This is a genomic window from Thioalkalivibrio sp. ALE19, from assembly GCF_000428605.1.
Taxonomy (GTDB): Bacteria; Pseudomonadota; Gammaproteobacteria; order Ectothiorhodospirales; family Ectothiorhodospiraceae; genus Thioalkalivibrio.
The window spans coordinates 13,958-38,251 of record NZ_AUAG01000026.1 but is presented as its reverse complement, the minus strand read 5'-3'; the positions used below and the strand labels follow the sequence as shown (position 1 = coordinate 38,251).

Annotated in this window: 20 protein-coding genes; 12 read left to right on the top strand and 8 right to left on the bottom strand. The window is 67.8% G+C overall.

The genetic code is table 11. The annotated features are described in order from the left end of the window. Positions 1-25 precede the first annotated feature (25 nt). Positions 26-1,591: a bifunctional phosphoribosylaminoimidazolecarboxamide formyltransferase/IMP cyclohydrolase gene (gene purH, locus F787_RS0110990; protein WP_028492199.1), complete on the bottom strand. Its 1,566-nt coding sequence runs from the start codon at positions 1,589-1,591 to the stop codon at positions 26-28. 487 nt (positions 1,592-2,078) lie between these two features. Between purH and F787_RS0110985 the strand changes: the two genes are divergently transcribed. After that, a complete protein-coding gene (locus F787_RS0110985) occupies positions 2,079-2,897 on the top strand; it encodes a class I SAM-dependent methyltransferase (RefSeq protein ID WP_028492198.1) in 819 nt (272 codons plus the stop codon). After that, entirely contained in the window at positions 2,894-3,739 is an 846-nt protein-coding gene (locus tag F787_RS0110980) for a methyltransferase domain-containing protein (RefSeq protein WP_028492197.1), read from the top strand. The genes F787_RS0110985 and F787_RS0110980 overlap by 4 nt, the downstream gene beginning before the upstream one ends. Before the next feature lie 9 nt (positions 3,740-3,748). Here F787_RS0110980 and F787_RS0110975 read toward each other — a convergent pair whose 3' ends face one another. Continuing rightward, complete coding sequence (locus tag F787_RS0110975) at positions 3,749-4,507, bottom strand: arginyltransferase (RefSeq protein ID WP_028492196.1); 759 nt, start codon at positions 4,505-4,507, stop codon at positions 3,749-3,751. A gap of 134 nt (positions 4,508-4,641) precedes the next feature. Between F787_RS0110975 and metH the strand changes: the two genes are divergently transcribed. From metH to F787_RS0110960, 3 genes are all read left to right on the top strand, one after another. Further along, the gene (gene metH, locus F787_RS0110970) at positions 4,642-8,433 is read left to right on the top strand and encodes a methionine synthase (protein ID WP_028492195.1); all 3,792 of its coding nucleotides are present in this window, start codon (positions 4,642-4,644) and stop codon (positions 8,431-8,433) included. A gap of 174 nt (positions 8,434-8,607) precedes the next feature. Beyond that, positions 8,608-10,158 carry a bifunctional GNAT family N-acetyltransferase/carbon-nitrogen hydrolase family protein gene (locus tag F787_RS0110965; RefSeq protein WP_018869116.1) on the top strand — a complete coding sequence of 517 codons (1,551 nt, stop codon included), beginning with the start codon at positions 8,608-8,610 and terminating at the stop codon, positions 10,156-10,158. 158 nt (positions 10,159-10,316) lie between these two features. Next, complete coding sequence (locus F787_RS0110960; protein WP_028492194.1) at positions 10,317-11,603, top strand: response regulator; 1,287 nt, start codon at positions 10,317-10,319, stop codon at positions 11,601-11,603. A 34-nt stretch (positions 11,604-11,637) separates the two neighbouring features. Here the strand turns inward: F787_RS0110960 and F787_RS0110955 are convergent, their stop codons facing one another. After that, positions 11,638-12,435 carry a dienelactone hydrolase family protein gene (locus F787_RS0110955; RefSeq protein WP_042805901.1) on the bottom strand — a complete coding sequence of 266 codons (798 nt, stop codon included), beginning with the start codon at positions 12,433-12,435 and terminating at the stop codon, positions 11,638-11,640. Between the two features lie 155 nt (positions 12,436-12,590). Here F787_RS0110955 and F787_RS0110950 point away from each other — a divergent pair, with 155 nt between their 5' ends. The 5 genes from F787_RS0110950 to F787_RS0110930 all read left to right on the top strand — a co-directional run bounded on the left by F787_RS0110950 (position 12,591) and on the right by F787_RS0110930 (position 17,129). After that, positions 12,591-13,484 (top strand): HDOD domain-containing protein, encoded by an 894-nt coding sequence (locus F787_RS0110950; protein WP_028492192.1) that lies wholly within the window; start codon positions 12,591-12,593, stop codon positions 13,482-13,484. Positions 13,485-13,644: 160 nt separating this feature from the next. After that, on the top strand, positions 13,645-14,856 hold the full coding sequence (locus F787_RS0110945; RefSeq protein ID WP_028492191.1) for an RNA-guided endonuclease TnpB family protein: 1,212 nt from the start codon (positions 13,645-13,647) through the stop codon (positions 14,854-14,856). A gap of 111 nt (positions 14,857-14,967) precedes the next feature. After that, entirely contained in the window at positions 14,968-15,594 is a 627-nt protein-coding gene (locus tag F787_RS0110940; RefSeq protein ID WP_369774277.1) for a Slp family lipoprotein, read from the top strand. Between the two features lie 47 nt (positions 15,595-15,641). Then, positions 15,642-16,100: a Slp family lipoprotein gene (locus F787_RS0110935; protein WP_028492189.1), complete on the top strand. Its 459-nt coding sequence runs from the start codon at positions 15,642-15,644 to the stop codon at positions 16,098-16,100. A gap of 30 nt (positions 16,101-16,130) precedes the next feature. After that, the gene (locus tag F787_RS0110930; protein WP_028492188.1) at positions 16,131-17,129 is read left to right on the top strand and encodes a zinc-binding dehydrogenase; all 999 of its coding nucleotides are present in this window, start codon (positions 16,131-16,133) and stop codon (positions 17,127-17,129) included. 42 nt (positions 17,130-17,171) lie between these two features. On the opposite strand, the gene F787_RS0110925 is transcribed toward F787_RS0110930, so the two are convergent. The 4 genes from F787_RS0110925 to F787_RS0110910 all read right to left on the bottom strand — a co-directional run bounded on the left by F787_RS0110925 (position 17,172) and on the right by F787_RS0110910 (position 21,766). Further along, complete coding sequence (locus tag F787_RS0110925; protein WP_028492187.1) at positions 17,172-18,386, bottom strand: TraB/GumN family protein; 1,215 nt, start codon at positions 18,384-18,386, stop codon at positions 17,172-17,174. Between the two features lie 64 nt (positions 18,387-18,450). Continuing rightward, complete coding sequence (locus tag F787_RS0110920) at positions 18,451-19,527, bottom strand: tetratricopeptide repeat protein (RefSeq protein WP_028492186.1); 1,077 nt, start codon at positions 19,525-19,527, stop codon at positions 18,451-18,453. After that, positions 19,524-20,936, bottom strand: a complete 1,413-nt coding sequence (locus tag F787_RS0110915) for an adenylate/guanylate cyclase domain-containing protein (RefSeq protein ID WP_019021622.1) — start codon at positions 20,934-20,936, stop codon at positions 19,524-19,526. The genes F787_RS0110920 and F787_RS0110915 overlap by 4 nt, the downstream gene beginning before the upstream one ends. Beyond that, complete coding sequence (locus F787_RS0110910; RefSeq protein ID WP_028492185.1) at positions 20,933-21,766, bottom strand: inositol monophosphatase family protein; 834 nt, start codon at positions 21,764-21,766, stop codon at positions 20,933-20,935. The genes F787_RS0110915 and F787_RS0110910 overlap by 4 nt, the downstream gene beginning before the upstream one ends. A 115-nt stretch (positions 21,767-21,881) precedes the next feature. Here F787_RS0110910 and F787_RS0110905 point away from each other — a divergent pair, with 115 nt between their 5' ends. Both F787_RS0110905 and F787_RS0110900 read left to right on the top strand, forming a co-directional pair. Continuing rightward, a complete protein-coding gene (locus tag F787_RS0110905) occupies positions 21,882-22,229 on the top strand; it encodes a DUF3301 domain-containing protein (protein ID WP_018869127.1) in 348 nt (115 codons plus the stop codon). After that, positions 22,216-23,160, top strand: coding sequence for a hydrogen peroxide-inducible genes activator (locus F787_RS0110900; protein WP_019021624.1), 945 nt, complete (start codon positions 22,216-22,218; stop codon positions 23,158-23,160). Before F787_RS0110905 ends, F787_RS0110900 begins: the two co-directional genes overlap by 14 nt. A gap of 15 nt (positions 23,161-23,175) precedes the next feature. On the opposite strand, the gene F787_RS0110895 is transcribed toward F787_RS0110900, so the two are convergent. Next, positions 23,176-24,093, bottom strand: coding sequence for a GGDEF domain-containing protein (locus F787_RS0110895; RefSeq protein WP_028492184.1), 918 nt, complete (start codon positions 24,091-24,093; stop codon positions 23,176-23,178). Positions 24,094-24,294: the final 201 nt, after the last annotated feature.

Genomic DNA, 24,294 nt, shown 5'->3' with positions numbered 1-24,294 from the left:
CATGAGCGTTCTCCTGCGGCCGCGATCAGTGGCGGAAGTGGCGCATGCCGGTGAAGACCATCGCGATGTCGTGCTCGTCGGCCGCGGCGATGACCTCCTCGTCGCGCATCGAGCCGCCCGGCTGGATCACCGCGGTGATACCGGCGCTGGCGGCGGCATCGATGCCGTCGCGGAACGGGAAAAAGGCATCCGAGGCCATCACCGAACCGGCCACCTGCAGGCCCTCGTCGGCGGCCTTGATCCCGGCGATGCGCGCGGAGTACACCCGGCTCATCTGACCGGCGCCCACGCCCACGGTCTGCTGGTCACGGGCATACACGATGGCATTGGATTTCACGTACTTGCCCACCTGCCAGGCGAAGGCCAGGTCGCGGTTCTCCTGCTCGGTGGGGGTGCGGGCGGTGACGATCTTCAGCTCCACGTCGGCCAGCGAGCCGCGGTCGGTATCCTGCACCAGCAGTCCGCCGCCGATGCGCTTGTAGTCCAGTCCCGGGGCCGCGGGGGCGTCGGGGATCTCCAGCACGCGCACGTTCTTCTTGGCGGACAGCGCGCGCAGGGCGCCGGGGGTGATCTCCGGCGCCATCACCACCTCGACGAACTGCCGGCTGACGATGGCCTGTGCGGTGTCCCCCTCCAGCGGGCGGTTGAACGCGATGATGCCGCCGAAGGCCGAGGTGGGGTCGGTCTGGAACGCGCGCTCGTAGCTCATCAGCTGCGACGGGGCGACCGCGACCCCGCAGGGGTTGGCATGCTTGACGATCACGCAGGCCGCCTCCTCGAACTGGCGCACGCACTCCCAGGCGGCGTCGGCGTCCGCGAGGTTGTTGTACGACAGCGACTTGCCCTGGTGCTGGCGGAAGCTGGCGAGCGAGCCGGGGGCCGGCTGCGGGTCGCGGTAGAACGCCGCGTTCTGGTGCGGGTTCTCGCCGTAGCGCAGGGTCTCCACGCGCTGGAAGGTCGCGTTGAGCTGGCCGGGGAAGCCTTCCCGGTGGCCGTCGTCATCCAGCGCCGACAGGTAGTTGCTGATGGCCGCGTCGTAGCGGGCCACGTGGTCGAATGCCGCCACCGCGAAGCGGAAACGCAGCGCGGCCGGGATGCCGCCGTGTTCGTCCAGGGCCTCGACGATCGCGCGGTACTGGCCGGGATCGGTGGCGACGGTCACGTCACGGTAGTTCTTGGCGGCGGCGCGCAGCATGGCCGGGCCGCCGATGTCGATGTTCTCGATCGCATCGTCCAGCGTGGCGTCGGGGCGGGCCACGGTGTTCTCGAACGGATACAGGTTGACCACCAGCAGGTCGATCGGCGGGATGTCGTGGGTCTCCATCGCCCCGGCGTCGGTATCGCGCCGGCCCAGCAGCCCGCCGTGGATCCGCGGGTGCAGGGTCTTCACCCGGCCGTCCATGATCTCGGGGAAGCCGGTGTGCTCCGAGACCTCGGTCACCGGGATCCCGTGCTCGCCCAGCAGGCGCGCGGTGCCGCCGGTGGACAGCAATTCGGTGCCGCGTTCGTGGAGATGGCGGGCGAGTTCCACCACGCCGGTTTTTTCGGAGACGGACAGCAGCGCGCGGCGCACGGGAGCCTGGGTAGTCATGGGACCTCGAAATCGCGTCAAAACGGCCATTATAGCGAAGGTGCCGGGGATGTCGCGGCCGTGCGGGCGGGTGCAGTGCCGGACGGTGCGGCCGGTGGCCGGTTTGTAATTTGGGCGCAAAACCTTTAGCGTATAAAAACACTTTCGGACACAACGCCTGCGTTCCGACGCAACGCATGGCACCGTTTGCGATCCCCGAGCCAGGCGCGCGAAAGCCGCCAGACCACGGCTCGGCACCCGGGCAACCACCGAATCCTTCCGGGTGTCAGGAACCGCCGGCCAGGCCGGCGCCGGATGCTGGAAACAACGCATCCGTATCGGGAGCCCGCGATGACGGGCCGCCCGTACCCGGTCCTCGCAGGAGAAGTTTCATGCCAGCGACCCGGGGTACGGGATCGTCTTCGGTCATGCAGGCGTTGTAACCCGGTGCATCCGTGGCCACGAGGGCCGGACGCACTTCATTGCAGCAAAGCCAAGAGGAATCAGCATGTCAGCGAACGTGAAGAACGATCAGGATTTCGGCGAGGAGCCGATTGAACGCCGCGATACCGACAACTACCACCAGGAATACACCACCGGTTTTGTCGACAAGTGGGACGACCTGATCGACTGGGACAGCCGCGCCAAGAGCGAGGGCACGTTCTTCATCGAGGAACTGAAGAAGCGTGGCGCCAAGCGCGTGCTCGACGTCGCCGCCGGCACCGGTTTCCATTCCGTGCAGCTGCTTGAGGCCGGCTTCGACGTGGTGACCGCCGACGGCGCCCACGAGATGCTCGTGAAGGCCTTCGAGAACGGCCGTTCGCGCGGCCACATCCTGCGCACGGTGCAGGCCGACTGGCGCATGCTCAACCGCGACATCTACGGCCGCTACGACGCCGTGGTCTGCCTGGGCAACTCCTTCACCCATCTGTTCAACGAGCACGACCGCCGCAAGGCCCTGGCCGAGTTCTACTCCGCCCTGAACCATGACGGCGTGCTGATCCTGGACCAGCGCAACTACGACACCATCCTGGATCACGGCTACTCGTCCAAGCACACGTACTACTACTGTGGCGACGACGTGCAGGTGGAGCCGGCCCACGTCGACGAAGGCCTGGCCCGCTTCCAGTACCGCTTCCCCGACGGGTCCGAGTACTTCCTGAACATGTTCCCGCTGCGCAAGGCCTATGTCCGCCGCCTGATGCGCGAGGTCGGTTTCCAGAAGATCGACACCTACGGGGACTTCCAGGAGACCTACCGCGAAGCCGATCCGGACTTCTTCATTCACGTCGCCGACAAGACCTATCTCGAGGACGAGAATCGATGAGCCAGGACTATTCCGACGTCGTTGAAACGGCACGCGACTATTACAACAGCGCGGACGCCGACACCTTCTACAAGATGGTGTGGGGCGGCGAAGACCTGCACATCGGCCTGTACGAGTATCAGGACGAGCCGATCGGTGACGCCAGCCGGCGCACCGTGGCTCACATGGCCGACATGCTGGGCGAGCCGGAGCCGCACTGGCGCGTGCTCGACATGGGCGCGGGTTACGGTGGCGTGGCCCGCTACCTGGTGGAGAACTACCGCTGTGACGTGACCGCGCTCAACCTCTCCGAGAAGGAAAACGAGCGCGATCGCGAGATCAACCGGGCGCGTCAGCTGGACCACAAGATCACCGTGGTCGACGGCTCCTTCGAGAAGGTCGACGAGCCGGACGAGTCCTACGACGTGGTGTGGTCCGAGGATTCGTTCCTGCACAGCCCGAACGAGGACAAGTACCAGGTCATCCAGGAGGCGGCGCGGCTGCTCAAGCCGGGTGGCTGGCTGATCTTCACCGACCCGATGCAGACCGACAACTGCCCGGACGGCGTACTGGACCCGATCCTTGCACGCATCCACCTCGATTCGCTGGCCTCGCCGTCCCTGTACCGCGATGCGGCGCAGAAGGCCGGGCTGCGCGAGATCGGTTTCGAGGAGCATTCCGGGCAGATCTCGACGCACTACGGTCGGGTGAAGCAGGAACTGGAGTCGCGCGAGGAGGAGCTCAAGCGCTTCATCTCGCAGGACTACATCGACCGCATGAAGCAGGGCCTGCAGCACTGGGTCGACGGGGGCAACTCCGGGTACCTGACCTGGGGCATCTTCCGCTTCCGCAAGCCGGAATAAGAAGGCCCGTTATCGCGGGTCCTGCGGGCGTGCGTCGTCCGGGGCCCGCCAGGTTCCGCCCCGTCGACCCTCGGCGGGGCGGAATCGTATCTTGTAGTCCATGCGGGGTGCGTTCGGGATCCAGTACCCGAGATAGACATGCGGCAACCCCAGGTTCCGCGCATGCTCGATCTGGCACAGGATGCCGAACGTGCCCAGCGCACGGGCCGGAAGGTCCGGCTCGTAGAAGGTATACATGGCCGACAGCCCCTGCGGCGTACGATCGGTGATGGCGACGCCGAGCAGTTGTCCGGCGCGGCGGAACTCCAGTAGCTCCACCGGGGCGCTGCGTTCCGTCAGCATGCCGGCGTATTCCTCGCGATTCATCTGCTCCATGCCGCCACCCGCGTGGCGGTTGCGCAGATAGCGCAGGAACAGCGGCATGTGTTCGTCCAGGTCGGCCTCGGTGCGACCGTCGCCCGCCCCCGGCGGGGCGCGATATTCGATATCGAGGTCGGCGTTGGCGCGCAGGCAGCGGCGCTGGCTGCGGTTCGGGCGGAAGGCGGCCACCGGTATGCGCACCGGCACGCAGGCATCGCAGGCGGGGCAGTGGTGGCGATAGACAAAACGGCCGCTGCGGCGAAAGCCCTCGGCCAGCAGGGCCCCGAAGCCGGCGGCATCCAGCCGGGCCTCGGGGTCGACCAGCAGGGACTGCATCTCGCGCCCGTCCGTGATGTACGGACAGGGCTGCGGGGCAGTCAGATACCAGCGGATCGGGGATTCCTGCATTCCGCTATCCTGACAGCTCCGGCCCGGGGCGCCAACGCATACCGGGCCGTGCCCCCGCCACCGGCGGGACATGACCGGGGTTCGATGCCCGGCATGCTAAAGTAATGACATTTGAAACCAATGGTGTACGGCACATGACGGCAACGCGACAAGATCTCGAGAACGCCCTGAAGGAACGCATCCTGATTCTGGATGGCGGCATGGGCACGACCATCCAGCTGTACGATCTGCAGGAGGCGGACTATCGCGGCGAGCGCTTCAAGGACTGGGAAGGCGACCTCAAGGGCAACAACGACCTGCTCTCCCTGACCCGCCCGGACATCATCGAGCAGATCCACAACGATTACCTCGAGGCCGGCGCCGACATCATCGAGGCGAACACCTTCAACGGTACCCGCATCGCGATGGCGGACTACCACATGGAGGATCTTGTCCCCGAGCTGAACCGCGAATCCGCGAAGCTCGCGCGCAAGGCCGCCGATGCCTGGACCGAGAAGACCCCGGATCGTCCGCGCTACGTGGCCGGCATCCTCGGCCCGACCAACCGCACCGCTTCCATCTCGCCGGACGTGAACGATCCGGGCGCGCGTAACGTCGATTTCGACACCCTGGTCGAGGCCTACAAGGAGGCCGCCGAGGCGCTGGTCGAGGGCGGGGTGGACCTGCTGCTGATCGAGACGGTGTTCGACACCCTGAACGCCAAGGCCGCGATCTTCGCGGTCAAGACCCTGGAAGACGAGCTCGGGAAGGACCTCCCGGTGATGATCTCCGGCACCATCACCGACGCCTCCGGTCGTACCCTTTCGGGCCAGACCACCGAGGCCTTCTGGAATTCCGTGCGCCATGCGAACCCGATCTCCATCGGTCTGAACTGCGCGCTGGGGGCCAAGGAGATGCGCCAGTACGTGGCCGAGATGTCGCGCATTGCCGACACCCACGTGTCCGCGCACCCCAACGCCGGTCTGCCCAACGAGTTCGGTGACTACGACGAGACCCCGGAGCAGATGGCCGCGGACGTCGGCCCGTGGGCCGAAGAAGGCCTGCTGAATATCATCGGCGGCTGCTGCGGCACCCTGCCGGAGCATATCCGCGCGATCCGCGAGGCGGTCGAGAAGTTCCCGCCGCGCAAGGTGCCGGAGGTCTCTCCGGCCTGCCGCCTGTCCGGTCTGGAGCCGTGCAACATCGACGATAACTCGCTGTTCGTGAACGTCGGCGAGCGCACCAACGTGACCGGCTCGCGCAAGTTCCTGCGCCTGATCCAGAACGAGGAATACGACGTCGCGCTGGAAGTCGCGCTGAACCAGGTCGAGGGCGGCGCCCAGATCATCGACATCAACATGGACGAGGGCATGCTGGAGTCGCAGGATGCGATGGTCCGCTTCCTCAATCTGCTGGCCGGCGAGCCCGACATCGCCCGCGTGCCGGTGATGATTGACTCCTCCAAGTTCGAGATCGTCGAGGCCGGCCTGAAATGCGTGCAGGGCAAGCCGGTGGTCAACTCGATCTCCATGAAGGAGGGCGAGGAGAACTTCATCCGGCAGGCCGAACTGTGCCGCCGCTACGGCGCCGCGATCGTGGTCATGGCCTTCGACGAGGATGGCCAGGCCGACAACGAGGACCGCCGCGTCGAGATCTGTACCCGCGCCTACAAGCTGCTGACCGAGAAGGTTGGCTTCCCGGCCGAGGACATCATCTTCGACCCGAACATCTTCGCGATCGCGACCGGCATCGAAGAGCACAACAACTACGGCGTCGACTTCATCGAAGCGGTGCGCCGCATCAAGAAGGACCTGCCGCACGCCCTGGTCTCCGGCGGCGTGTCCAACGTGTCGTTCTCGTTCCGCGGCAACGAGCCGGTGCGCGAGGCGATCCACGCGGTGTTCCTGTACCACGCCATCAAGGCGGGCATGGACATGGGCATCGTCAACGCCGGCCAGCTGGCGGTCTACGACGATATCGACGCGAAGCTTAAGGAAGCGGTCGAGGACGTGGTCCTGAACCGCCGCGATGACGCGACCGATCGCCTGCTCGAGCTGGCCGAGGAGTACAAGGGCCAGGGCGGTGGCAAGAAGGAAGAGAACCTCGAGTGGCGCGAGTGGGAAGTCAGCAAGCGCCTCGAGCACTCCCTGGTCAAGGGTATCGACACCTACGTGGTGGACGACACCGAAGAGGCCCGTCAGGCCTACGACCGCCCGATCCAGGTGATCGAAGGCCCGCTGATGGACGGCATGAACGTGGTCGGCGACCTGTTCGGCGAGGGCAAGATGTTCCTGCCGCAGGTGGTCAAGTCCGCGCGCGTGATGAAGAAGGCCGTGGCCCACCTGATTCCGTACATCGAGGCCGAGAAGACCGGCACCGAGAACAACGGCAAGATCCTGATGGCCACGGTGAAGGGCGACGTCCACGACATCGGCAAGAACATCGTCGGCGTGGTGCTGCAGTGCAACAACTTCGAGGTGATCGACATCGGCGTGATGCAGCCGGGGGCCGACATCCTGAAGGCGGCCAAGGAGCATGACGTCGATGTCATCGGCCTGTCCGGCCTGATTACCCCCTCGCTGGAGGAGATGGCCAACTTCGCCGCCGATCTCGAGCGCGAAGGCATGACCACGCCGCTGATGATCGGGGGCGCGACCACCTCGCGCGCCCACACCGCAGTCAAGATCGAGCCGAACTACTCCGGTCCCGTGGTCTGGGTGAAGGACGCCTCGCGTGCGGTGGGTGTGGCCCAGAGCCTGATCAGCCCCGAACTGCGCGAGAACTACGCCGCCGAGATCCGCGAGGAATACGAGAAGCTGCGCGTGCAGAACGCCGGGCGCAAGAAGAAGGTCCAGTGGCTGTCGCTGGAGAAGGCCCGCTCCAACAAGCCGGAGATCGACTGGTCCGCCTACGCCCCGACCAGGCCGAAGGCGCTGGAGACCGACGACCTGCCGGGCGAGCCGACCGTGCTGCATCCGCACGGCGATGGCTCGGTGCTGCTGCGCTTCGATGACTTCGACCTGAACAAGGTCAAGGAGTACATCGACTGGACGCCGTTCTTCCATTCCTGGCAGCTGCATGCGGCCTACCCGCGCATTCTCGAAGACGAGAAGGTCGGGGAAGAGGCACGCAAGCTGTTCAAGGATGGCCAGGAGATGCTGCAGCGCATGATCGACGAGAAGTGGGTGACCTGCCGCGGCGTGGTCGGCTTCTTCCCGGCGAACAGCGTCGATGACGACGACATCGAGGTCTATGCCGACGAGAACCGCAGCCAGGTGCTGAAGAAGCTGCACCACCTGCGCCAGCAGACCGAGAAGCGTCGCGGTCAGCCCAGCCACTCGCTGGCGGACTTCGTGATGCCGAAGGAGGCCGGTGGCCCGGACTACATCGGTGCGTTCGCCGTCAGTGCCGGCGGTGACGTGGATGCGAAGGCCGAGGAATACGAGAAGGCCAACGACGACTACCACGCCATCCTCGTGAAGAGCCTGGCCGACCGCCTGGCCGAGGCCTTCGCCGAGTGCATGCACGAATACGTGCGCAAGTACTACTGGGGCTACGTCGCAGACGAGCAGCTGGCCAACGAGGACCTGATCGAAGAGAAGTATCAGGGCATCCGTCCGGCACCCGGTTACCCGGCCTGCCCCGAGCACACCGAGAAGGCCACGCTGTGGGAGCTGCTGCAGGCGGAGGAAAACGCCGACATGACGCTCACCGAGAGCTACGCCATGCTGCCGGTGTCGGCCGTGTCCGGCTGGTACTTCGCGCATCCCGAGTCGCGCTACTTCGGCCTCGGCAAGGTCAACCGCGACCAGGTCGAGGACTACGCGAAGCGCAAGGGCATGTCGTTCGAGGAGGCCGAGCGCTGGCTCGCGCCGAACATCGGCTACGACGACAGCGACGAGGCCAAGGCGGAAGCCGCGGCCGAGCGCGAGGCGCGCAGCGCGTAACCGCAGGGTCCGCCCTGCGACCCGAATCAGGCCCCGCCCCGTGCGGGGCCTTTTTCGTGGGCGCAATCCCGCGGAAGACCTGCCCCGGTTTCCGCGCATCGCCGGATGTTTGTATCCTGCAGGCATGTCCCGGCGGGCGCCCGCGCTCGTCGCCCCATCCCAACGGAGCCCCGCATGACCTCAGGTCAGGAAAGCGATTCCACCCAGCACGTCCTCACCCTGCGCCAGACCCGGCTGGAGGACTATGACGACATCCGCGAGATCATGGAGCGGGTCTACCAGGACCTGGACGGGGCGTGGAGCGAAGCGCAGTTCCGCTCCCAGGTGACGCGTTTCCCCGAAGGCCAGATCTGCATCGAGGACAACGGGAAGGTGGTGGCCGCCGCCATCAGCCTGATCGTCGAGTACAAGCGCTTCGGCGATCACCACAACTACTGGCAGATCACCGGCAACGGCTTTCTCACCACTCACGACCCGGACGGGGACACGCTCTACGGCGTGGACATCTTCGTGCACCCCGATTACCGCGGCCTGCGCCTGGGGCGGCGCCTGTACGACGCGCGCAAGGAGCTGTGCGAAAAGCTGAACCTGCGGGCGATCGTGGCCGGCGGCCGCATCCCCGGATACGAGGTCCATCGCGACGAGATGACGCCGCAGCAGTACGTGGAGAAGGTCAAGAACCACGAGGTCACCGATCCGATCCTGACCTTCCAGCTGGCGAACGATTTCCACGTGCGCAAGATCATCACGGACTACCTCCCGGACGACGAAAAGTCCGGGGCGTATGCCACGCTGATCGAGTGGCTCAACATCTATTACGAGGAAAAGGAAAAGCTGATCGGCGGCAGCCGTTCGGACGTGCGCATTGGCGTGGTCCAGTGGCAGATGCGGCCGACCCCGGACCTCGATGCCCTGTTCCAGCAGGTGGAGTACTTCGTGGACGCGGTGTCGGGTTACCGCGCCGACTGCGTGTTGTTCCCGGAGTTCTTCAACGGACCGCTGATGGGCGCGTTCAACCAGGACTATCCGGCCGAGGCCGTGCGCCGCCTGGCGGAATACACCGAGGACATCCGCGAGGAGATGGTGCGTCTCGCGCTGTCCTACAACATCAACATCGTCGCCGGTTCGATGCCCGAATACCACGACGACGTGCTGCGCAACGTGTCCTACCTGTGCCGCCGCGACGGGACCTGGGATCGCCAGTACAAGCTGCACGTGACCCCCGACGAGATCGGCTACTGGGGGCTGCAGGGCGGCGACGAGGTGCATGTCTTCGATACCGACTTCGGCAAGATCGGCATCCTGATCTGCTACGACGTCGAGTTCCCCGAGCTGCCGCGGGTGATGGCCGATCACGGTCTGCAGATCCTGTTCGTGCCGTACTGGACGGACACCAAGAACGCCTATCTGCGGGTACGCCGCTGCGCCCAGGCCCGGGCGATCGAGAACGAGTGCTACGTGGTCATGTCCGGCTCGGTGGGTAACCTCCCGCGGGTGGAGAACATGGACATGCAGTACTCGCAGGCCGCGGTGTTCACCCCTTCCGACTTTGCGTTCCCGCACGACGCGGTGGCCGCCGAGGCGACCCCGAACACCGAGATGACCCTGATCGTGGATCTCGACCTCGACAACCTGAAGGAACTGCGCAACCACGGCTCGGTGCGCAATCTGCGGGACCGTCGGCGGGATCTCTACGCGATCGACTGGAAATCCAGCCCCGTATAGAGACGTCCGGAGCCAAAACGTGAAGATCTTCCGCGGATCCCCGCCGGGGCGGGGTGGTATTGTTCGATCATCAGCCGTAATCTGAACTACGGACGTGTCGTCCGCTGCCGTGGGCGCAGGAGGCCACGGAAAGGCATCGAGGTTTTCAGGGGGTAACCATGGCGGAAGCAGTGACGAGCGAAACGCCCGGGGCGTCTGCCGGCGGGCCGCGTACGGCCGTTCTGGTCGTGGACGATTCCAAGGTCATCCGCGTGGCCCTGCAGCGCATCCTCCGGGATACCCATACCGTGTACGAGGCCGCGGACGGCGAAGAGGCATGGGCCCGCCTGCAGGAACAGAACGACATCGGTCTGGTGCTGACCGATCTCTCCATGCCCAGGCTCGACGGGCAGGACCTCCTGATGCGCATCCGGGACGGCGCCGATGGCGTTCCCGCGGATCTCCCCGTGGGGATCGTTACGGGGCAGGAGAACGACGAACAGTCCGAGGAAGACTGGCGTTCCATGGGCGCGAACGCCGTGCTCAAGAAACCGTTCGTGCCGGGACGGGTCCGCGAGGTGGTGGCCGAGCTCCTGCCCGAGCATCCCGTGGCCGACGAGGAGACCGAGGCCGAGCTGCGCCACCTGCGTGACGAGGTCGAGCGGCTGCGGCGCGAACTGATGCTGCGCCAGAGTTCCTCCGGGGATCGCGAGCTGCACAACGAACTGGACCGGCTGCGCCAGGCCCTCGCCGAGTCCCGCGACGATGCCACCGCTGCCTATCAGCGCGCCGACGAATACGAGGAAAAGAGCCGTTCGCTCGAGCAGGAGCTGGAAGAGGCGCGCCAGCGCCTGAGCGAGGCCAGCGAGACCCTGGAGCAGGCGCAGGAACAATCGGCGGAGGAGGCCGGGGCCACGTCCGACGACGACCGCCAGCAGCGGGTGACCGAGCTGGAAGGCGAGGTGATCCGGCTGGAGCACGAGCTGGTCGAGCTGGAGCGCGAGCGCGACAAGGCCCGTGAGGAACGCGATGCGGCGAACAAGACCGCCGAGCGCCTGCGCGGGGAACGCAATCAGCAGACCGAACGCGCGTCGGCGGCGGAGGCCGCGCAGCACGAGCTGGAGACGCAGTGCTCCGATCAGGAGAGTACGCTGGCCCAGCTGCGCGACAGCCTTGAACAGCGTGAACGCGAGCTGTCGGAGGCGATGCACAAGAACAAGTCCCTGCGCGCGCGCATCCGTGATCTGGAGCTGGAGCTCAACGGGGGGCCGAAGGCCGCGCCGGAGGCCGAGGGGCCTGCCTCGGAGCAGGGTGGGGAGGCCCCGGCCGCGACCGGCTCCGGGAAAGCCAGCTTTGATCCCCCCAGCGATCGCCTGTGGTCGCGGCCATGGTTCCGCGGGGTGCTGGTGGCCGCGGTGCTGGCCGTGATCTTCCTGGGCGTGCTGATCTACCTCCGGGGGTTCTGAGCCCCCGGAGGTTCGTGCAGCGCCCGCGTCGGGCCTATTTCAGACGACGCTCCAGGGCCCCCAGCAGGTACTGCCAGGAATCCCGGTCGGCGCGTTCGTCATAGCCCACCGGCATGTCGAAGCGCTCGGCGATGCTGTCGGCGTCGGGGTTGGTGAAGCTGTGCAGCACGCCACCGAAATCCACCAGGGTCCAGTCCGCGTCGGCGTTGTCCATCTCCTCGCGGAAGGCATCCACCTGTTCTTTCGGCACCATCGGGTCGGCCGCACCATTGAAGACCAGGACCTCGGGCTTCAGGGTGTCGGCCGACGCCGGGTGCTCGGTGGCCAGTGCGCCGTGGAAGCTTGCCACCAGGGCCAGATCGGCTCCGGCGCGTGCCGCTTCCAGCGCCACCGTGCCGCCAAAGCAGTAGCCCACGGCCGCCACCGGTTGGTCCGCGGTCTGATCGTGGCCGCGCAGGTAGTCGTGCGCGGCGCCGAAGCGCTCCAGCATCATGTCCCGGTTTTCGCGCACCTGCCCGGCGAACTCGCCGGCCTCGGACGGATGGTCCGCGGTGCGGCCGTCGCCGTACATGTCCAGCGAGAAGGCGGTATAGCCTTCCGCGGCCAGCTGCTCGGCGCGGCTGCGGGCGTAGTCGTTGTGCCCCCACCATTCGTGGACCACCAGCACGCCCGGACGCGGACCTTCGACCGACGGGTCCCAGGCGATGAAGCCCTCGAAGGTCTGCCCGTCGTGCTCGTAGGTCACGGATTCGGTGTGCAGGTCGGCCAGCGCCAGGCCAGGGAACAGTGCGGCCAGCGCCACGGCGGCACTCAGGGTTCGCAGTGGTTGCATGGGTGTCTCCTTGTCGAATCGCCGAATCGGCCATTCGAGTATGGTCCCGCTCCGGAATGCGAACAAGAGCGCCCGTTCCGGGATGCGTCGGGGCCGCGCAGGGGCTAAGCTGGAAATGCGGCGCGGAAGGGTAATGCCGCACGGGAGGAGATCCGATGAGCGACGAGACGGGCTTTGCGAGCCTCGAGGCCCGGGTGGAGGCGGCCGACCGGCTGCTGGCCATGCCGCAGGTGGTGTTCGAGGTCTCGCGGCTGCTGGACGACGACGAAAGTACCCAGCCGCAGATCGCTGCGGCCCTCGGGCGTGATCCCGGTCTGGTGGCTCATGTGCTGCGTCTGGCCAACAGCCCGGCCTACGCGCCGTCGCGCGCGGTGGATTCGATCGAGCGGGCGGTGGCGATGCTGGGGCGCGACGTCCTGCAGCGTCTGGTGGTGGCGAGTGCCGTGACGCGCTCCATGAACACCCTCCCCGAGCAGGAGCGTCTGCCGCTGGAGACCTTCTGGCGTCATTCGGCCTACTGCGCCGTCATCGCCCGGCAGCTGGCGCAGGCGGTGGCCCCGCGTGCGGCCGGCGTGGTCTTTCTGGCGGGCTTGCTGCACGACCTGGGCAAGCTGCTGCTGTTCTCGCAGTCGCCCGAAGCGGCGCACCGCGCCTTCCTGGCGAGCCTGGATACCGCGCAGGGCCCGTCGCCGCAGGCCGCCGAGCGCGAACAGATGGGCTTCGACCACGCCCGTCTGGGCGGGGCACTGGCCGAGCACTGGGGGCTGCCCGAGGCCCTGGTGGAGGGCATTGCCTGGCACCACGATCCGCTTTCCGCCAGCGATCGCCATCGACCCTCGGTGGCCCTGGTGCATCTGGCCAACACCGGCGCCCATCTCGCCGAGATCGATTCGCGCGACTGGGCCGACGCGCCGCCGCTGGAGGAGCAGGCCTGGTCGATCGCCGGGGTCTCGCCGGAAATGCTGCTGCAGGCGGTGGAAGACGCCCAGCACGAGGTCCTGGCGGTGCAGGCCCTGTCCGATCCGGAGGTGGGTACGCCGGCCGGCTGATGGCCATGCGAGAACCCGGGCGGGGCGGCGGCGGTCTACCAATCCGCGCCGCAGTGCTCCGCCTATAGCCGCTCAGCGGCTTAGGGGGTGGTGAAGCGGCGCATGGCGGTCCCGCCAGAAAAATTGCATCAATGGATGCTCGGCGTATATTGGAGCCACGATGGTTCAGCGCAAAGTCACCTATCGGCTTTACCCCACGCCAGAGCAGCGTAGAGCCCTGGAGCACCAGCGTTGGGTCCATTGCCTGTTGTGGAACGAGGCGCTGGCCGAACGGCGGTGGGCCTGGGGCGAGCGTCGGGAATCACTGAAGTTCTCGGATCAGTGCAAGATTCTGACGAAGTGGCGCCATCAGTCGAAATTGCTTCGCGGTCTCAATGCCCAGTCCGAACAGGTCACGCTCAAACGCCTGGACCTGGCGTTCAAGCATTTCTTTCGCCGGGTGCAAAACGGCGAGACGCCCGGGTTTCCCCGCTTCAAGCCGCTGCATCGCTTCAAGGGCTGGGGGTACAAAAACCACGGTGACGGCTGGAGCCTGATCACCAACGAGCGGATGAAGCACGGCACCCTGCGCCTGTCCGGCATCGGCAAGGTGGCCATCCGGGGTAAACCCCGCACACCGGGCACCCCGAAGACCTGCGAGATCATCCGGCTCGGCGGGCGTTGGTACGCGTGTGTGACGCTGGACTGCGAGCCGGAGCGGGAGCGTGGCGATCAACTCGGCGGACTGGACTGGGGCGTTGAGACCTTTGCCACCATGGCAACCCCCGAGGGGACCGAAACCATCGACAACCCGCGCCATCTGGTTCGGACCCTGGGCGAGATCCGCCGGGTCCAGCGGGATATCTCCCGCAAGGAGGAGGCGGCGAAGAAGGCGTCCGGCAGGACGCGCCGCTTCCCGGTCTCCAACCGGCTCCAGCGGCAATACGAGCGCCTGCGCCGCCTTCATCGCAAGGTGGCGAATCAGCGCGATGATTTTCTGCACCAGACGACGGCGCGGCTTGTTGGACAATTCGCCGTCCTGGGGCTGGAGGCGCTGAACATCCGCAACATGACCGCCTCGGGCGGTCCGTACAAAAAGGGCCTGAACCGCAGCATCCTCGATGCCGCCGGCGGGGCTTTTCATCAACGGCTCGGGTACAAAGCGGAGGAGGCTGGTGCCTGGGCGATGGAGGCCCCGACGCGGCAGCTCAAGCCCTCGCAGACCTGCCACGCCTGCGGGCGTCAGGAGAAGAAGCCGCTCGGCCAGCGGCACCATGCGTGTGCCTGTGGCGCGTCCTGTTCACGGGACGAAAACGCCGCCCGGGTCCTGATGGCCTGGGCCGAGCAGCAAGTGATTCGGTCGGGAACCGGGCCGACGCGTGGAGGGCGGTAAGACCGGATCATCCCCGGATGATCCGGCACGCCCCGTGAAGCGCGAAACTCACGCCATAGCCTGAATGGCTTGGCGGGAGTAGTTCATCGGAATGACTGTGAGGAACTTGCCATGACCCGTTGCTCCCGCGCTCGCTCTGTTCCCGGAATACCGTGTTCCGGCCGTGTGCTCCGGTTGGCACTGCTGCTGATCGTCGGCCTCGGCGTGGTCGGTTGCGCCTCGGTGCCCGAGCGGCTGGGGCCACTTCCCGACCAGCGCCTGGATCTGGCTACGGTGCGTGCCGATGTGGCTGCCGCCGCAGGTGCGCTCGTGGTCTGGGGCGGGGTGGTTGCGGGGGTCGAGAATACCGACGACGGGACCCGTCTGGAGATCGTCGCGCGCCCTCTGGGACGCGATGCGCGGCCGCGGGAAACCGATGTCTCTCCCGGGCGGTTTCGCGTGTGGGTGGATGACTTCCTCGAACCGCGGGACCATGCCCCGGGGCGCGAGGTGACCGTGCGCGGACGGATTGCGGGCAGCGAAGAAGGCCGCATTGGCGAGCATGTCTACGAGTTCGTGCAGCTGGAGGCCGAGGCCGTGCATCTCTGGGAACGACGCCCGCCGCCGCAGGATCGACGGTACGACCCGTGGTATGACCCGTGGTACCACTCGGGCATGCCCCGCGGTTACTACGGGCCCGGCTGGCGTCACCCCCGTCTGCTGCATCACGATCCGTATCACGACGGGCACTTCCGGTGAATCCGATGCACGAAGACAGATCCGGTAACCGTTGTTTGTCCCGTCGCGTGTCGGGCGTTGCGCGGGCTCTGCTGGCGGCCCTGCTGGCGCTGGCCCTCGCGGGTTGCGCGGCCACGCCGCTGGAGCCGCGCGCGGTTACCGCCGAGCGGCTGCCGCAGACCGACCAGATGTGGGGCGGCGTCATCGCCGAGGTCGACCACGGCCCCGAAACCACCGTGCTGGAGGTTCTGGCCTATCCATTACGGGGGCAGGAGCCACGCACCGGGGCGGCCAGTCAGGGGCGTTTCCGGGTCGTGGTGGACGGCTTCCTCGATCCGGTGGATTATCGCCCCGGGCGCCGCGTGACGGCCACCGGACCGGTCACCGCGGTCGAGACTGGCCGGATCGGCGAGGCGGAATACCGCTTCCCGGTACTGGAAGCCCGGCAGCTGCATCTGTGGCCGGCGGGCACTCCCGCCGCGCCCGGACGGGTGAACTTCGGCATCGGTATCGGGATCGGACTGTGACCCGTTCAACCGTTTCAATCAGGGAGTGACATGCAAGCCATCCAGTTCAACGAGCCCGGCTCCGCCGACGTTTTATACCTGGGCGAATGCCCCGACCCGGTGATCCGCGAGCCCGACGAGGTGCGTGTGCGCCTGCTGGCGGCCGGCGTGAATCCGGTCGACACCAAGGTCCGGGCGGGCGGCATGCTGGTCGAGGGCGCGCCGCACAATACCCCCGGCTGTGACGGCGTAGGGATTGTCGAGGCCTGCGGCGACGCGGTGCAGCACGTTCGCCCGGGGCAGCGCGTGGCGTTCTGTTTCGGTGGCACCGGCGCCGATCCGGGGACCTGTGCCGAACAGGCGGTGGTGCCCGAGGCCGCCCTGGTGCCGGTGCCCGATGCGGTCTCCGACGCCGAGGCGGCGGCGCTGCCGTTGGCGTGGATCACGGCCCGGGAGGCGCTGATCGACCGCGGCGGCCTGCAGAAGGGCGACTATGTCCTCGTGCATGCGGCCAGCGGAGGAGTCGGGCAGATGGCGGTCCAGCTGGCGCGGGCGGCCAATGCCCGGGTGCTCGGGCTGGTGCGCAGTGATGCCGGTGTGGAGGTGATGCGCGCCCTGGGGGCGGATCACGTGGACATCCGCAGTGACCGAGCCGCGACGGATATCGCCGCCTTCACCGACGGGCGTTATTTCGACCTGGTGCTGGATACCGTCGGTGGCGACACCTTCGTCGAGGGACTGGGGCAAATCCGCTTTGCCGGGCGCCTGGTGACCCTGCTGGCACCGCCCGACGGCATGGACTGGAACCCGGCGCGGCTGCAGAACGCGGCCATCCATCTGGAGCTGATGCTGACGCCGATGCTGCAGCGCAGCCGGACGGGGCTGGCGCGTCAGGCGAAGATCGTGGCCGACGGGCTGACACGCCTGGAGGCCGGCACCCTGGAGGTCAACGTCGAGGACGTCTTGCCGCTGGCGCAGACCGCGGAGGCGCACCGGCGGATCGAGGCCGGCGGGCGTCGCGGCAAGCTGGTATTGCGCATCCCTGACTGATGCGGGCCCGACCGAGGCGGGCCTGAGCGGGGAGCCGGGTCTTCAGCCGCCGAACAGGTGGCTGAAGACCCGCGCCCCGCCGATGTAGGTGCCGGCGGCCGAGCCCAGGGTCGTCAGCAGGAACACCAGCAGCACGCGCGAGACCCGGTTGTGCCACCAGCCCCGGGCGTGGGTGGTGTCCTGGCGCAGGCGGGCGAAATCCGAGACCCGGGGCTTGCGCAGGAAGATCTCCGCGGCGGCAGCCACGAAGCCGACCCCGATGGTGGGGTTCAGGGAGGTCAGCGGCGCGGCCAGCGCCGCGGTCAGCAGGGTCAGCGGATGGGCCAGGGCGATCGCCGCTCCCACCGCGGCCAGTCCGCCATTGATGACCACCCAGTCGATGATCATCTGAATCCCGATGTCGGGGTTGCGCAGGAATCCGATCACGAAGCCGGTGAGGATCACCCCGACCACGACCCACGGGATGACCTTCGGCCAGCGGGCCTTCGGCGGGGCCTGGTCGAGTTCGTCCAGGATCTCGTCGGGCGGCCGTTGCTGCTGACCGATCTGTTCGGCGATGCCGGCCAGATGCCCGGCGCCGACCACTGCGAGGATGCGCCGGTGCTCGCCGCTGGCGGCCATGCGGCGCAGATGCGCGGCCATGTACAGGTCGCGTTCGTGGATCAGTGTGCCGTACAGGGCCTCCGACTGTTCGGCGAACTCGCTGAAGGTGTTTTCCAGCATGTCGCCTTCCTTCAGACGCTCGATCTCGCTCTCGTCGATCTTTTCGCGGCTGAGCACGCTGCCCAGCAGGCCGCCGACCAGGCCCATGCGCTGCCACCACGGCACGGCCCGGTAGGTGCGTCGGAGGGTCAGTCCCAGGTCGCGGTCGATCAGCGCCAGCGGCACGCCCTGATCCAGGGCGCCGTCCATGGCCGCGCGCATCTCCGCCCCCGGCTCAATCCCGTACTGCTCGGCCAGACGCTGCTGATAGGCCCCCAGGGCGAGACTGGCGGCGATCATCGGGGCCTGGCCCTGCCGGATCACGCTGAACAGGTCCATCCGGCCCAGCGCATCCGGGTCCAGCATGGCCCGCTGGCGGCTCTCGCACAGCTCGATGGCGACCGCGTCGAAGCTTTCGGTGTCGATCAGGCTGCGTACCCGGTCCGCGCTGGCCCGCGAGACATGGGCGGTGCCCAGCAGCACGACCTCGGTGTCCCCCAGCTGCAGTACGCGATGGGGTTCGCTGGCGATCAGGTCCTCGACGTTCGGAGTCATGTTCGGGCCGGTGGGCTGTTTTCGGGTGATCGAATCCTATCAGGCTCGTTCGCCGCCTGCCGGTTCACGGGGCGGGCCGCAACGGCTCACCCGGGGTCTCCGGCCCGTCCGCCGGGCCGCGCAGGGAGTCCAGACGCTCCAGCACGCGCCGGCCGCGTTCACGGGCGCTGCGCAGCCCGGCGTGTTCGGGATCGAGTTCCAGGGCGCGTTCCCAGGTGTCCAGGGCGTCGTGAATGCGGCCGGCGGCGTAATGCGCGCTGCCCTGTTCCAGCAGCTCGGCCGTGTGTGCGTCGCGTTGTTCTTCCCAGCGCTCGCACAGGGCATCGTGGCGGTCGCGAGCGCTGTCACCCAGGCGGTCGGTGGCGATGTTGCGGCAATGCTGCCGGGCCGCGATCAGGTCTTCCTCGTGCAGCGCGCGTTCCAGTGCATCCAGCAGCGCCGTGCTGTCTTCCTGATTCACTGGTTCGGGGTCCGGCCGGAGCTCGGCTTCCAGCTCGGCGATGCGCCGGTCGCGTTCCGGGTCGGGTTCGAGTTCGCGCGCCAGTCGCAGACGCTCCAGTGCGGTCTCGGGGGCGGCGTCGCGGGCATCGCGGTCGAGCTCGGCGGCGAGGCGGGCGCCACGGCGGCGCAGATCGTCGATGTTTTCGGGCAGGGTGTCGTCGTCACGCGCCAGCGGCTGCATGATGTCCAGCAGTCGCAGGCGTTCGGCCAGGGCCTGCGCCTCCATCACTCGGTGGCGGCGCTCCAGGGCGCTGAGACCGGTGCGGCGGTCACGTTCCAGCTCGGCGATGCGGCGCTGGCGTTCCTCGCTGGCCGGCAGTCGGGCATCGGCCTCCTCAAGGATGTCCAGGGCCCGCCCCACGGCACCTTCGGCCGCCTGGTTCCCGGCCTCGCGCAGGGCGTTCTCGGCGGCCTCGGCCGCGCGGGCCTCGATGGTCTCGCGACGGTCTTTGCGCGCTGCCCGCTCCTCGTCGGGCAGCGCGTCGAGGGTTTCCAGTGCCGCGCGATATTCGCCTTCGGCCACCAGCCGATCGACGCGCGTGTCGGGGTCCTGGAGCGGTTCCAGCAGGGCGCAGCCGTGCAGCGTGGCGAGCGCCAGCAGCACCGCGAGCAGGGTGTAACGGATCCGGCGTCGAATCATGCCGTGGTCCGCGAGGGGTGCACCCGCACCACGTCGACCGGCTCGCTCAGGCCGTGGAGGGCATGCTGGCCGAGGTCTTCCTGCACCAGCTTCCCGGTGTTGTGCTGGCTCATGTGAGGATGCTCCATGAAATCGCGAGTGGTGACGAGGCCCCCGGGGGGCGCGATGGTCACCAGGCGGGCGGCCAGATTGACCGTCTCGCCCACCACCGTGAACTGCATGCGTTCCCGGGCCCCCATGTTGCCTGCCAGCATCTCGCCGGCATACAGGCCGATGCGGAATTCCACCCGCCGTTCGCCGCGTGCTTCGCGCTCCGCATTGATGCCGGCGATGGTGTCCAGCAGCGCCAGGCCGGTACGCAGGGCGGTGATGCGGTGGTCGGGGTCGGGCCGGGCCGCGCCGAAGACCGCCATTGTGCAGTCTCCCATGTACTTGTCCACCGTGCCGCCGTGCTCCGCGATGCACTCGGTCATGGGGCCGAAGAACTCGTTGAGCATGCGTCCGAGTGCCTCCGGGGTGCACTGCTGGGACAGCGCGGTGTAGCCGGTGATGTCGGCGAACAGCACCGAGCCCTCGACCGCGCGGCCGCCCAGCTCCACGCGGTCCAGGTTGTCGAGGATGTCCTCGGCCACTCCGGTGGAGACATAGCGCCGCAGCGCGGCCTCGACCTGATCCTTGCGCAGCAGGTCGTGGGCCATGGTGTTGAACGCCTCGGTCAGCTGGGTGATCTCGTCGCGCCGCAGCACCACCCGCGGGTCGTCCTGGTCGTCCGGTCCGGGCTGCATGCGTTCGCGCATGGATTCCGCCAGGCGTTCCAGCGGGCGCACCAGGCGCTTGGAGATGTCGATGGCGAGGATCAGGCTCAGCAGGAACACGATCGCGGCGGTGATGACGCCCGCATTGATGGTGTTGCGCATCAGTTCCTGCATCGGTGCCGAGTCGATCCGGGCCTCGATGTAGCCGACCTGGACGTCCTGGAATCGCACTTCCTGCCGGTAGGGTTCGGCCCCGGCCGTCAGCGGCCAGACCCCGTCGGCGTCGTCGGCCGGCGGAGACCCGGCCTCGGCGACCCGGCCGCGGTCGATGGCGTAGGCGGCGATGTGCTCGACCCGACCGTCCTCGACCAGCGAGTTGAGAAGGGTCTCCAGCGTGAGGTGATCTTCGGCGAGGATCAGTTCACCCGAGGTGCGGGCCACCGGGGCGACGGTCAGTTCGGCCTGGGCCTGGATCTGGTTGTTCAGCACCGTGCTGACCTGGCTGAGGATCACCCACGCCAGCACGCCGATCCCGGTCAGGGTGAGCCCGGCGATCACCGCGACGATCTTCCAGGCGATCGGCAGATAGCGGGGCGTGAAATCCGCGGGGCGCCGCTGTTCCGGTGGCCCCCCGCGACGGAACAGCCGCATCATGCCGACGCTCCGGAGCCGGGCGGGTCCAGTTGTTCGGTGATCCAGGCATGCCAGACGGCCTGCAGCTGCGGGGTGCGGGCCGCGATCGCCGGGCGGCGGGCCAGATCGCGGCGGAATACCGGTGCGCCGGACAGGTCCGCCATCGCGCCGCCCGCACGTTCCAGCATCAGGGTGCCGGCGGTGCTGTCCCACAGCGCCTGGCCGCCGTGCAGGTACAGATCCGCACGCCCGGCCGCCAGCCATGCCCATTCCAGGGCGCAGGCGCCGAGGTTGCGCTGCGAAGCGAACGGGGCCGCGTCCAGCAGCGCCCGTCCCAGGGTGCGGGGAACGCGCTTGTAGTCGACCAGGGCGATGCAGCGCCGGATTTCGGGTGGAGCGGTGGCGGCGGTGTCCGGCTCGCTGCCGTCCAGCAGCAGCGGGCCGTCCTCCGTGACGGAAAACAGTTCGCCGCGCACCGGGTCGAGGGTGGCCCCGTGGGTTACCCGCTGGCCCTCGATGCGTGCCAGGGAGATGGCGAAAAACGGCAGCCCAGTGGCGAAATTGTTGGTGCCGTCCAGGGGGTCCAGCAGCCAGAATGCCGGGGCCTCGTCGAGGACGCGCTGCTGTTCCGGTTCGTCCTGTTCCTCGCTGAGGACCGGTTCGTCGATGCCGCAGTCCCGCAACAGACGGCGCACCGCGGCATCCGCGGCATGGTCGGCCGGGGTGATCACCGATCCGTCCGCCTTGTAGTCCACCCGTGTGCCGCTGGCGAAACGCGGCAGGAGCTCTTCCCGACCGATGGTCCGCAGGCCTTCCAGAAGGGCGGAGAAAGGGATGCTGTTGCCGTTCATGCGGTTTCCTGGACGGGGCCGGGCCTCGTCTGTGCGGCGCCGGGACCCGGGGATGGCGGCACATCCGGCGGATCGGCGGGCGTTTGCGGTGTCAGTATGCGTATCATACCGATCCATGACCGGTGTGTTGATCCTGTTAGCCCTGGCCGCGCTGGTGGCCTACCTGAACGCCAACTGGCGGGCGCACGAGCGCGCGCGGCATATCGCGCGGCAGGCATGCGACCGCGCCGGCGTACAGTTTCTCGATAGCAGCGTGGTGCGGCGACGGCTGCGGCCGGTGCGTCATCGGGGCAATCCCGTGCTGCGGCGCGAATACGTGTTCGAGTTTGCCGGCGACGGCGTGGAACGGCGGCGGGGCTGGCTGATCCTGCGCGGGGCGGCGCTGGAGCGTATCACCCTGGACTGGCCCGAAGGCGGGCGAACGGTGGATGAAGTCGGAGGCGGCAGTCATGACCCTGAGTGAGTTGCGCTACGCGGTGGCCGTGGCCGATGCGCGGCATTTCGGCCGGGCGGCGGAGGCCTGTCACGTGTCGCAGCCGTCGCTGTCGGTGGCGGTGCGCAAGCTGGAGGACGAACTGGGCGTGATGCTGTTCGAACGCGGCCACGGCGAGATCAGCGTGACGCCGGCCGGCGAGCGGGTGATCGCTCAGGCGCGCCAGGTGCTTTCCGAGGTGGAGCAGCTGCGCAACGTGGCGGCGCAGAGCCAGGATCCGCTGGTGGGCCCGCTGCGCCTCGGGGCGATCTACACCATCGCGCCCTACCTGCTGCCGGAGCTGATCCCGGTGCTGCACGCGCAGGCCCCGCAGATGCCGCTGGTGATCGAGGAGAACTACACCAGCCGGCTGCGCGAACGACTCAAGCAGGGCGACCTGGACGTCATCATCGTGTCGCTGCCGTTCGAGGAGCCGGGGATCGTGACCCTGCCGCTGTACGACGAGCCGTTCGTCGGCGTTCTGCCGGGGAGTCATCCGCTGGCGGAGCGGGAGACGGTCGAACTGCAGGCGATGGCGCAGGAAACCCTGCTGCTGCTGGGTGCGGGACACTGCTTCCGCGATCAGGTGCTGGAACGCTGCCCGGAGTGTCAAAAAACCGTCACCGCGGACGGCAGCACCCCGAGCAACCTGGAGGGCTCCTCGCTGGAGACCATCCGCCACATGGTCGCCTCGGGGATGGGCGTGACCATCCTGCCGTGCACCGCCGCCGGGGCCGATCGCTACGCTCAGCGGCTGCTGGCGGTCCGGCGTTTCGAAGAACCCGTGCCGTCGCGCCGCGTGGCGCTGGCCTGGCGCAGCCGCTTCCCGCGGCCGGAAGCGGTGGAGGCCCTGCGTCAGGCGATCCTGCAGACCCCGCTGACCTGCGTGGACTTCATCCGGCCGGGAGACGGCGACGGCTGACCCGCTGCCGGTCCGTCAGTGTCGGGCCAGCACCCGGTCGCGTCCCGAGGTCTTGGCCGCGTAAAGGGCCTCGTCAGCCGTCTGATAGAGGCCTTGCAGGGTCGTGTGGCGGCCCAGCGCGGCCACGCCGATGGAGGCGGTGACGGCGGCCACCCCGTCGCTTTCGACGGCGGCGTCCTCCTCGCCACGCGCGCAGACCCGCACGCCTCCGATCGCCTGCCGGATCCGTTCGGCGCAGTCCATGCCGGCACGCAGGTCCGCCCCCGGCAGCAGCACCAGGAACTCCTCGCCGCCCATGCGTATGCTCAGGTCCGACTGACGGGTGGCTTCGCGCAGCGCGCGGGCCACTTCGCGCAGGACCTCGTCGCCGACGGTGTGACCGAAGCGGTCGTTGAGCTGCTTGAAGTGGTCCAGATCCACCGCCAGCAGCGACATCGGGCGCTCCTGGCGCAGACAGTCGGCCAGCCACTGCTCGCCCTGGATCTCGAAGGCCCGCCGATTGCCCAGGCCGGTCAGCTCGTCGCGTTCCAGGTTGGCCCGCAGGCGGCGAAAGCGCCAGGCGTTGTGCAGGGCCGGGGCCGCCAGGCCGAGGATGGATTCCACCAGGGCCTGTTCCTGGTCGTCGAAGCGCCGGCCACGCATCAGCACCAGGGAGCCGAGGTCGGTGCCGTTGTAGCTGAGGGCGTATTCGATCCGATGGCGGTCCGCTTCTCCGCCTTCACGGATCTCGCCGTCGTCGGTGGTATAGATCCAGCCGCTGTGCTCCAGGTGGCCGGCCAGATGCTCGTTGATACGGTCGATCACCGCGCCCAGCTCCAGCGTGGCGGTTACCGTCTGGACGAACCCCAGGGCGTCCAGCGGCGCGTTGCGCTGCGGTCCCCCGCCGTTACTGGAGATCAGGCGCAGATTGGTGGCGTTGTTGTCGCTGTTCATGGCTGCCTCGCGGTGATCGATGATTCCTGGCCGAAGCAGAAGCGAGAACCGTGCCAGGTTTGCAAGTTTCTGTTTCCTTGTGTTTTTTGCCAGTCGAGAAGGGCGGGGTGTCGGGTTGCAGGCACTTTTGTCGGTCGGGCCGGAAAAAACCGCCGGGTCGACCGGCAAAAAGCGGCAGGATTTCGACGCCACCCAGGGTGG

Excerpts from the sequence above, each read along its gene's own strand:
- F787_RS0110900 (WP_019021624.1), top strand. The coding sequence starts at position 22,216 with ATGACCCTGAGTGAGTTGCGCTACGCGGTGGCCGTGGCCGATGCGCGG.
- F787_RS0110960 (WP_028492194.1), top strand. The coding sequence starts at position 10,317 with ATGGCGGAAGCAGTGACGAGCGAAACGCCCGGGGCGTCTGCCGGCGGG.
- F787_RS0110910 (WP_028492185.1), bottom strand. The coding sequence starts at position 21,766 with ATGAACGGCAACAGCATCCCTTTCTCCGCCCTTCTGGAAGGCCTGCGG.
- F787_RS0110985 (WP_028492198.1), top strand. The coding sequence starts at position 2,079 with ATGTCAGCGAACGTGAAGAACGATCAGGATTTCGGCGAGGAGCCGATT.
- F787_RS0110950 (WP_028492192.1), top strand. The coding sequence starts at position 12,591 with ATGAGCGACGAGACGGGCTTTGCGAGCCTCGAGGCCCGGGTGGAGGCG.
- F787_RS0110895 (WP_028492184.1), bottom strand. The coding sequence starts at position 24,093 with ATGAACAGCGACAACAACGCCACCAATCTGCGCCTGATCTCCAGTAAC.
- F787_RS0110975 (WP_028492196.1), bottom strand. The coding sequence starts at position 4,507 with ATGCAGGAATCCCCGATCCGCTGGTATCTGACTGCCCCGCAGCCCTGT.
- F787_RS0110955 (WP_042805901.1), bottom strand. The coding sequence starts at position 12,435 with ATGCAACCACTGCGAACCCTGAGTGCCGCCGTGGCGCTGGCCGCACTG.
- F787_RS0110930 (WP_028492188.1), top strand. The coding sequence starts at position 16,131 with ATGCAAGCCATCCAGTTCAACGAGCCCGGCTCCGCCGACGTTTTATAC.
- F787_RS0110940 (WP_369774277.1), top strand. The coding sequence starts at position 14,968 with ATGACCCGTTGCTCCCGCGCTCGCTCTGTTCCCGGAATACCGTGTTCC.
- F787_RS0110945 (WP_028492191.1), top strand. The coding sequence starts at position 13,645 with ATGGTTCAGCGCAAAGTCACCTATCGGCTTTACCCCACGCCAGAGCAG.
- purH (WP_028492199.1), bottom strand. The coding sequence starts at position 1,591 with ATGACTACCCAGGCTCCCGTGCGCCGCGCGCTGCTGTCCGTCTCCGAA.
- metH (WP_028492195.1), top strand. The coding sequence starts at position 4,642 with ATGACGGCAACGCGACAAGATCTCGAGAACGCCCTGAAGGAACGCATC.
- F787_RS0110980 (WP_028492197.1), top strand. The coding sequence starts at position 2,894 with ATGAGCCAGGACTATTCCGACGTCGTTGAAACGGCACGCGACTATTAC.
- F787_RS0110965 (WP_018869116.1), top strand. The coding sequence starts at position 8,608 with ATGACCTCAGGTCAGGAAAGCGATTCCACCCAGCACGTCCTCACCCTG.
- F787_RS0110915 (WP_019021622.1), bottom strand. The coding sequence starts at position 20,936 with ATGATGCGGCTGTTCCGTCGCGGGGGGCCACCGGAACAGCGGCGCCCC.
- F787_RS0110925 (WP_028492187.1), bottom strand. The coding sequence starts at position 18,386 with ATGACTCCGAACGTCGAGGACCTGATCGCCAGCGAACCCCATCGCGTA.
- F787_RS0110920 (WP_028492186.1), bottom strand. The coding sequence starts at position 19,527 with ATGATTCGACGCCGGATCCGTTACACCCTGCTCGCGGTGCTGCTGGCG.
- F787_RS0110905 (WP_018869127.1), top strand. The coding sequence starts at position 21,882 with ATGACCGGTGTGTTGATCCTGTTAGCCCTGGCCGCGCTGGTGGCCTAC.